This window comes from Gordonia sp. i37 (assembly GCF_002043085.1).
GTDB classification, from domain to species: Bacteria; Actinomycetota; Actinomycetes; order Mycobacteriales; family Mycobacteriaceae; genus Gordonia; species Gordonia polyisoprenivorans.
In genome coordinates this window covers 1-8,700 of the sequence record NZ_MVPX01000549.1, presented here as the reverse complement: position 1 = coordinate 8,700, position 8,700 = coordinate 1, and the positions used below count along the sequence as shown (strand labels likewise).

Here is an 8,700-nt window from a genome sequence, read left to right as displayed (position 1 = left end):
GCCCATCACCGGCCTGAACATGCTCAACACCTTTCATCACACCTCAAAAGCCGATCGGTGGATCGAGGTTTAGCGCTGGACATGGTGCGTCCTGGTTCGTCCCGCGATCAAGTCCATCGGCGACATGAACTCGCCGATCGGCGAAGTGAATCGCTTCGTTCATCGGAATCCTCTCTCCATGTAGGGCATCAGCTCCGATGATTCGGCGAGTCCCACGCCGGAGAGCCTGATGATGGGCACAATGGCTGATCGTGAACAGTGCAGGCGCAGTGCGCATTCGTCGGCCGGCCATGAAGTTGCCCCGGCGACCGGAATGGGTCGAGCGGTCCTCGCGGTCCCACTGGTACACCATCGCCGGAATCAGCTTCGGCGCGTTCATGATTCAGCTGGACTCGAGCATCGTCACACTGGCACTGCCGTCATTGCAGCGGTCCTTCGACGCGTCGCTCGCGTCGGCACAGTGGGTGTCGGTGGCCTACGTGCTGACGGTGGTGGCGCTGGTCGCGCCATGCGCGCGACTCGGTGACGGCTGGGGACGCAAGAACCTGTATCTCTACGGGTATGCGATGTTCACGGTCGGTTCGATTCTCTGCAGCATCGCGCCGGACCTCGCCTCGTTGATCGCGTTTCGGGTGCTGCAGGGCACCGGTGGAGCCGCGATTGCCGGCAACGCCATCGCAATGGTCACCGAGAACATTCCCAAGGAAAGATTGCGCGACGGGCTCGCCGTCCAAGCCGCCGTGCAGTCTCTGGGCCTGGCGCTCGGGCCGATGAGCGGTGGCTTCCTGGTCGACGCTTTCGGATGGAGGTCGATCTTCTGGGTGAACGTTCCGATCGGTGTCGTCGCGGTGGTCTCGGCGCTTGTGCTCCTGCCCGACGCGACACAACGGCGTTCGATGCCCCGATTCGACTGGCCCGGAACCACTCTGCTCACGCTGGCCGCCATCGGGCTGCTGGTCGGTCTGTCCGGGCTCTCCGGCTTGCCGCTGGGGTTGGTCGGGTCACTCATCCTGCTCGTGAGTCCCGCACTTATTCTCCCGGTGTTCTGGCGGAGAGAAAAGCGTGCGGGCGCACCGCTGATCGATCCGCCGACGCTGCGCACCCCACAGATCGCGATCGGCGCGCTGGGCGCCATGGTGAGTTATCTCTTGCTGATCGCGCCGACCGTGCTCATCCCGCAACTTCTCGTCCCACTGGGCTGGTCGGTGTCGGCGACCGGCGTGATCCTGTTCGCGATGCCCGCCGGATTCCTCACGGCGACCGTTGCCTCCACCGCGTGGCTGCACTCCTGGGCCGGAAACTCCATGCGCACCGATGTGGGATGTGTGGCGATTCTCGGAGCGATTGTGGCGCTCGCGTCCCGGCCGACCGAGATTGCGTGGATTGTCCCTGCATTGGCGGTCCTCGGCATCGGCCTCGGGGTGTACGTACCTGCCAACAACGCCTCGGTGATGGCCGCGGCCACAGCTCGCGGAACCGGTACCGCCGGATCGTTGATCGCATTGTCCCGCAATGTTGGAGTGGCCACCGGCGTTGCCGTTGTCACCTTGACCCTGCACGTTGCCGGACACGACAGCAGACGCGACGCATCCGATCCGGCCGGCGCGGCACACAATGCACTGGTGGGGGCGGCGCACTGGGCCTGGCTGGTGCTGCTCGGCTTCGCTGCTCTCGCAGCACTGGCTGCCCTCGCGTCGGCCGTCGCTGCAGGCCGTAGCGCCTCCGCGGCGAGTACCTGACTTGCCACGCGGGGGCGCGCCGCTCGGGTGAGCGGCAGGTCATCGATGCAGGCGCCAGGGCCTCACGTCGCACTGACCATGCGAATTGTCTCCGGTCGCGATGACGGTTCCGTCGTCGAGACGTCCGAGCGTGTGCGCAGATCCGGCCGCGACGGCAGTAACGCCACGCCACTCTGCGACCTCGCACTGTCGGTGGTGATTGTCGCCGACCGCCCGCACGGTTCCGTCAGCGAGGAGCGCCACCGTGTGGTGGCTGCCCGCCGACACCGCGACGACGGTGCGCCATCGGTTGACATCGCACTGGCCCCCGGTGTTGTCGCCGGTGGCCAGCGCGGTGCCGTCGACGCGCAAGCCGACGGTGTGCAGGTAGCCTGCGCCGATGCCGATCAGGTCGTGCCAGCCGCCGACCACACACTGCCCGCGCCGATTGCTGCCGGTGGATAGTGCTGTGCCGTCAGCCAATACGGCGACCGAATGCCAGTCTCCGCACGCGATCGAGATGGCGTCTTTCCACGCGGCCACATCACACTGACCCTCCGCGGTGCGACCGGTCGCGACAACGGTGCCATCCGAGCGGAGGCCGAGAGTGGTTCTCCATCCGGCTGCCACGGCGACGATCTCACGCCATCGGCCGATGTCGGTTTGTCCGTCACCGTTCCATCCTGTGGCGAGAACCGTTCCGTCGCTGCGCAACCCGACGCTATGGGAGCGGCCGGTATTGCGCGCGGCATGCACGTTGCCGGCAGCCACGGCACAGATACCCGACCACGACGAGACGTCACATTCGCCGGCGCGACCGTCGCCGGTCGCCGCTGCCGTCCCGTCCTCCCGACACGCGACCGAGTGTCGTCGGCCTGCGGCCAGCGTGTTCATGTGCGGGATCAGCCCAGTGACCCTGCGGCCGAGCGTAATTCGCTGAGCGCTTCGAGTACGAACGGCACGAGCGGCGCGCCGTCGTCCTTCTCGCCCTCGGTCCACTTCGCGTATCCCTGTTTGAAGGCGAGCACACCGAGTTCGGCGGCGACCCGCGCGGTCGCATCCGCAACGCCGCGGGTGATGAGGGCGTCGGTCATCGCGGCGGCGAGCCCGACGCTCTTGAGGGCGTCGCGCTCCTGGAGTTCGGTGCTGGCAGCGATCGCCGCGCTGAGTCTCGGTCCGAGTTCCCGATTCATCGGCCCCATCTCGCCGGCGGCACGCTCGAGACCCGCGCTGACCATGCCGAGTGGTGTCGCGTCGGCGGATACCTCGGCGATTCCCTCCGCCATCAGGCGGCTGAGCGTCTCCTGGCCGGCCACCAGCACCTCGCGCTTGTCCGAGAAGTGCCGGAAGAAGGTGCTGCGGGTGACTCCGGCACGGTCGGCGATCTGCGCGACCGTCGTCGCGTCGTAGCCGTGTTCGTTGAACAGGTCCACTGCGGCGAGGACGAGGCGCTCGCGCGCGCCGGGTTCCCATCGAGCCATGTGGCCATCATAGTGATGCGACACATGTCCCGTCAGCGCGCTACAGTGATGAGACAACAGTCGCATCACTCGTCAGGAGAGATCCATGCACGTCCTCGTCACCGGTGGTACCGGCACCATCGGCTCCGCCGTCGTCTCAGAGTTGCTCGGTAACGACCACACCGTGCTTGGCCTCGCTCACTCCGACCGGTCCGCGCAGGCACTCGCCGACGCCGGTGCGCAGGTCTTGCGCGGCGGGTTGTCCGATCTCGACGTGCTGCGCTCCGGCGTCGCGCAGTCCGACGGCGTGATCAGCCTCGCCTTCGATCACGGCGACCACGGAGCCGACGCGTTGGCCGCGGCGATCACCCAGGAAACCGCCGCGTTGTCGGCGATCGGGGATGAGCTCATCGGCACCGACCGTCCGATCGTCACGGTGTCGGGCACGCCGTGGATTCCGGGGCGCGCGTCCACCGAGGCCGATCCGTTGCCCACCGACGGTCCCGTCGGCGGCCGGGCGCGATCGGTGATGGCGCTACTCGACCTCGCATCGAAAGGCGTGCGCCCCAGTGCGATTCGTCTGCCGCGGACGGTTCACAACCATGGTGAGGGTGGGTTCGCCGGCCTGCTGACCCAACAGGCACGACGCAGCGGCGTGGCGGGATACCCGGGCGACGGCACACAGCGCTGGCCGGCCGTGCACGCCCGCGACGCCGCGACACTGTTCCGCCTCGCGCTGGAATCGGCGCCGGCCGGGACAGCGTGGCACGCGGTCGCCGACGAGGGCGACACAGTCGCCGACATCATTTCGGTCATCGGCAGGCGGCTCGGACTGCCGGTGCAGCAGATTCCCACCGAGAGCTTCGGTGCGTTCGGTCCGATCTTCGCGGTGGATCAACCCTCGACGAGCACGCACACCCGCGAAGCGCTCGGTTGGACGCCGGCGCATCCGAGCCTGCTCGAGGATCTGGAGAACATCGAACCGTGAGACATAGGATTGGCGTCCGAGTTCGGTCCCGAAGCCGGGCCTCAGCGTCAGAAAGGCGAACCGATGACGACCGACGTCGATTCGTCCGACCGCGACTTCGGTGACGTCCACCGGATCGGTGTCGAGCGGGCCGGTGAGATTCTGACTCTTCAACGGGCCGCGTATGTCACCGAGGCGAAGCTGCACAACGACCTGCAGCTGCCCCCGCTGGATCAGACCGTCGACGAGATCGTCGACGAATTACGGAGCCCGGAGGTGATCGCCCTGGGAATCGCCTCCGGAGCACGTCTGGTCGCCGCAGTACGACTCACCCTGCACGGTGACACCGCTGAACTCGGTCGTCTCACGGTCGCGCCCGACCTGCAGGGGAGGGGTTTGGGCAGTCGTCTGCTCGACGCGGTCGACGTGTGGTTGCCCAGTGCTGTCACCAGACTCGAACTGTTCACCGGTGAGCGCAGTCTCGCGAACATTCGCCTGTATAACCGTTTCGGTTTTCGAGAGTTCCGTCGCCGGAATGTCGGGACCTACGACCTGGTCTTCCTTGCGAGAAAAGTCATCTCAGGCGAAACCGGGGGATAACGATGTGGTACCCGTGTGAGCCGAGGTGTTTCTGAATTGTCGCCCATCACCGATACTGCTTCGGTGACGAAGCGGACGATATGCGTGGCGATATCGGCGATCCTGGCTGTCGCGGGGTTGCTGTTCGCCGTTCCCGGGACGGCCGGAGCCGCACCACAATCCGGGTGGCGATACACGATGGTGGCGTTCAGCAACGCCAGCGATCGTGACATGGACGTCTACCAGTCCGTCGACGGCACTCATTTCGACGTCCTCCAGAAGGCGGCGTATCGTCCGCCGTCCGGGTTGGTGCGCGACCCACGGATCTTCCGCAGCACCGACGGGTCGTATTACCTCACCTACACCACGGCCGCCGGCGCCAGTATCGGGTTCGCGCGCAGCACCGACCTCACCCACTGGACGTTCATGCAGAACCTGGCAGTCCCGTTCTGCTGCTTCCTTCTCCCCGGTACCGGCGACGGCAAGGGATCGTTGGGTGCGCTGGGTTCGTCGGGTTCGGCCGGGTCGAGCGACCTGCCCTCACTGTCGCCGTTCACCACCAAGGCGTGGGCGCCGGACTGGTTCGTCGAGAACGGTCGCGTCAACATCATCTTGTCGATGTCGACCGGCGGTGGGTTCATCCCGTATCTGATGACGGCGACGGACTCCTCGCTGCGGAACTGGGGGCCGCCGGTGCCGCTCGCGGGAATCGGCGCCGACCACATCGACACCACCATCGTGAAGGCGGGTTCGACCTACCACGCATTCACCAAGAACGAGACCAAGAAGGTCATCGAGCACGCCGTCGCCCCCACCCTGGCCGGGCCCTACACCTTTGTCGCACCGGGTAATTGGGGCACCTTCGTGGAAGGGCCGTCGGTCATCCAACTGCCCGGTGGGGCATGGCGGATGTACTTCGACGCCTACACCAGGGGAAAATACCTCTACTCCGACAGTGGCGACGGTCTGCGGACGTGGACGGCTCCCAAAGAACTGCCGGGCCTGTCCGGAACGGTGCGACACGCGGGAGTGATTCGCGAGCCGGTGTGATGCGGGAACTCACCACGTCGCGGACCGCAGTACAGCGAGGAGTGCTGCCTCGGCGCGCGTCGCCGGCCGCCGCCGGGTGATCACCACGACCTCGGTGAGTCCCGGGTCGGGCAGGCCGTCGAGTTCGACGACGTCGGCGGGCAGGAGCCGACGCGCATGCACCATCACACCGAGCCCGGCCAGCACCGCGGCGCGCAACCCCTGCTGATTGTTGGAGACACAGGTGATGCGGTGATCGAGCCCCGCGTCGGCGAGTGCGGCGAGCGCAGCGGTGCGCGAGATGCTGGGTTCGGGAAAGGTCACGAGTGGAATCGGGTCACCAGGCCGCAGGACAGTGTCCGGCGCGCCCGCCCAGACCAGCGGTTCGGTGAAGATCAACTGTCCGTGCCGTTGGCCCGGATTGCGTTTGGCCAAAACCAGATCCAGTGAACCCGCACGTAGGCTCGTGTGGAGGTCCTCGCTGAGTCCGATGGTCAGCTCGATATCGACGCGCGGGTGGTCGGTCCGGAAGCGGCGCAGGATCTCTGGCGTCCCCGTGGCCACAAGGTCCTCCGACACCCCGAAGCGGATGCGTCCGGTGATGCCGTCATCGGTGAAATAACTCAGCGCGCGATCGCACTCGTCGAGGATAGAGCGGGCGAAGCCGGCCATCACCGAGCCGTCCGCGGTCAGCTCGACCGAGTGCGTATCGCGTCGCAACAGCGTTCTGCCGACCTGTTTCTCCAGGCGGGCGATGTGGCCGGACACAGTGGATTGCCCGACGTCGAGCTGGCGTGCCGCGGCTGAGAACCCGCCGGTGTGGACGACGGTGAGGAAGGTGCGCAGCGCGGTGGGATCGAGCACACATCTCAGGCTAGTTATCGACAAACTCGATCACAATAATCGTGGTCAACGTGTTTCCGAATGGCTCCGACGGGCGTTGACTTATGTCTCATGCGACTGCTCAGGAAGCTCCCCATCGACGGATTCGTGCTCTCGATCCTCGCGACGGTGGCGCTCGCATCGGTGTTTCCGGTCGCGGGCGCGGCGGCGACGATTCTCGACGGAATGGTGAAAGCGGCCATCGCGCTTCTGTTCTTCCTCTACGGCACGCGGCTCTCGCCCGCCGAGGCGATGGCGGGAGCACGCCATTGGCGACTGCATCTGACGGTTCTGGCGGTCACCTTCGTCGTGTTCCCGCTGATCGGCCTCGCGCTGCGGGTGCTGACCCCACACGTGCTGAGCAGTGCCCTCTACACCGGTGTGCTGTTCGCCTGTCTCGTGCCGTCCACGGTGCAGTCGTCGATCGCGTTCACCTCGGTTGCCCGCGGAAACGTCCCGGCGGCCATCGTGTCGGCGTCGTTGTCGAACCTTCTCGGAGTCGTGCTGACCCCTTTGCTCGTCGTCGCCCTCATGACCACCACCGGCGGAGTCCACGTGAGTGCGGAATCGTTCGGCGAGATCATCCTTCAGTTGCTGCTTCCGTTCCTTGCCGGCCAAGTGTGTCGGCCGCTGGTCGCCGGACTGCTTGGACGACACCCCTTGCTGACCAAGACCGTCGACCGCGGCTCGGTGCTGCTGGTCGTGTACTCCGCGTTCAGCGCCGGTATGGCCGAGCACATCTGGTCGTCGGTCAGCGTGGGGTCGATCGCCGTGGTGATGGCGGTGTGCGCAGGCGTCCTCGGAGTGGTGTTGGTGTTGTCCCGATGGGCTGCAAAGGCTTTGGGCTTCGGTCGCGACGACGCCATCGTCATCCAGTTCTGCGGATCGAAGAAGAGTCTGGCCGCCGGTCTGCCCATGGCCGCAGTACTCTTCGCTGGAGCGCCGGTGGGCCTGATCATCCTGCCCTTGATGATCTTTCATCAGATCCAATTGCTGGTGTGCTCGATGCTCGCCGCCCACCACGGCCGTATGGCAGCTGAGCGCGCAGGTACCCCGAGCGATGACCCGACTCTGGATTTCGTGGTCCGTTCTCCGTAGGGTGTGCGCCACGGAGATTTCGCCACGAGGAGGTCGGCGCATGGGACAGTTGATGTACACCACCAGCATGTCCCTCGACGGCTACGTCGCCGACGCCGATGGCGATTTCGGTTGGGGTGCTCCGGATGCGGAGATCTTCGACATGCATGTTGGTCGGATGGCGGAGACCTCCGCAGAGGTGTTGGGCCGCAAGACCTATGACCTGATGCGGTATTGGGAGAGCCCTCCGGAGGACGGGAGCTGGACGGCTGCAGAACATGAGTTCGCCCGCCGATGGCAGACGATCGAGAAAGTGGTCGTGTCGACGACGATGAGTCCCGACGATCTCTCCTCCGATCGCTCGCGGTTGGTACGAGAGCTCGACACCGCAGAACTACGGCAGCTCACCGAGAGCGCTCCTGGCTCGGTCGAGATCTTCGGGCCGACCACCGCGGCTACTGCAATCCGCGCCGGAATGGTCTCCGGTTTCCGGCTGTTCGTCGTCCCCGTGATCGTCGGAGGGGGACTGCGTGCCCTGCCCGCCGACGCTGCCCTCGACCTTCGGCTCATCGAGCAGCGGACCTTCGCCAACGGCACCGTCTATCTGCATTACGCCCCTAGGTGAGGGTGCGCTGGGCATCGCTATCTGCCGCTCATTCCTCTCACCGAATTGCTCGCTCCTTCCCCCCCGGATGTTCGGCCCTTCCCCCCGATGGTCGAGGTGCGAGCCGCGTGCGGCGAGCCTCGAGACCGCTTGCGCCGGTGCTGGTTCGGTTCCACGGGTGGTGGGGATACTCATCGGCGAGAGGGGTCTCGAGGCTCGTCGCTATCGCTCCACGGCACCTCGACCATCGGATGGGAAGGCCCGGAGCGTCATTCGAACGCTTCCCCCCGATGGTCGAGGTGTGAGCCGCGTGCGGCGAGCCTCGAGACGGTGAGAATGTAGGTAGGGCTTGACCGGGTGTTCTGACTTACCTCGAGACTGACC

At 66.0% G+C, this 8,700-nt stretch carries 9 protein-coding genes; 6 read left to right on the top strand and 3 right to left on the bottom strand.

Features of this window, described 5'->3' with window-relative positions:
• Positions 1–251 precede the first annotated feature (251 nt).
• The gene (locus B1964_RS27305; RefSeq protein WP_139765895.1) at positions 252–1,739 is read left to right on the top strand and encodes an MFS transporter; all 1,488 of its coding nucleotides are present in this window, start codon (positions 252–254) and stop codon (positions 1,737–1,739) included.
• A 39-nt stretch (positions 1,740–1,778) separates the two neighbouring features.
• On the opposite strand, the gene B1964_RS27300 is transcribed toward B1964_RS27305, so the two are convergent.
• Positions 1,779–2,612: a chromosome condensation regulator gene (locus B1964_RS27300; protein WP_079932049.1), complete on the bottom strand. Its 834-nt coding sequence runs from the start codon at positions 2,610–2,612 to the stop codon at positions 1,779–1,781.
• Between the two features lie 8 nt (positions 2,613–2,620).
• Entirely contained in the window at positions 2,621–3,199 is a 579-nt protein-coding gene (locus tag B1964_RS27295; RefSeq protein ID WP_079932048.1) for a TetR/AcrR family transcriptional regulator, read from the bottom strand.
• Between the two features lie 85 nt (positions 3,200–3,284).
• On the opposite strand from B1964_RS27295, the gene B1964_RS27290 reads away from it, so the two are divergent.
• The 3 genes from B1964_RS27290 (at position 3,285) to B1964_RS27280 (ending at position 5,774) form a co-directional block, all read left to right on the top strand.
• On the top strand, positions 3,285–4,166 hold the full coding sequence (locus B1964_RS27290) for an SDR family oxidoreductase (protein WP_079932047.1): 882 nt from the start codon (positions 3,285–3,287) through the stop codon (positions 4,164–4,166).
• Between the two features lie 63 nt (positions 4,167–4,229).
• A complete protein-coding gene (locus tag B1964_RS27285; protein ID WP_079932046.1) occupies positions 4,230–4,745 on the top strand; it encodes a GNAT family N-acetyltransferase in 516 nt (171 codons plus the stop codon).
• Positions 4,746–4,829: 84 nt separating this feature from the next.
• Positions 4,830–5,774 carry a glycoside hydrolase family 43 protein gene (locus B1964_RS27280; protein ID WP_079932045.1) on the top strand — a complete coding sequence of 315 codons (945 nt, stop codon included), beginning with the start codon at positions 4,830–4,832 and terminating at the stop codon, positions 5,772–5,774.
• Between the two features lie 9 nt (positions 5,775–5,783).
• Here the strand turns inward: B1964_RS27280 and B1964_RS27275 are convergent, their stop codons facing one another.
• Positions 5,784–6,617, bottom strand: coding sequence for a LysR substrate-binding domain-containing protein (locus tag B1964_RS27275; RefSeq protein WP_006367706.1), 834 nt, complete (start codon positions 6,615–6,617; stop codon positions 5,784–5,786).
• Between the two features lie 90 nt (positions 6,618–6,707).
• Between B1964_RS27275 and B1964_RS27270 the strand changes: the two genes are divergently transcribed.
• Positions 6,708–7,733 carry a bile acid:sodium symporter family protein gene (locus tag B1964_RS27270; protein WP_020170679.1) on the top strand — a complete coding sequence of 342 codons (1,026 nt, stop codon included), beginning with the start codon at positions 6,708–6,710 and terminating at the stop codon, positions 7,731–7,733.
• Between the two features lie 40 nt (positions 7,734–7,773).
• A complete protein-coding gene (locus tag B1964_RS27265; protein WP_079932044.1) occupies positions 7,774–8,337 on the top strand; it encodes a dihydrofolate reductase family protein in 564 nt (187 codons plus the stop codon).
• The last annotated feature ends 363 nt before the right edge of the window (positions 8,338–8,700 follow it).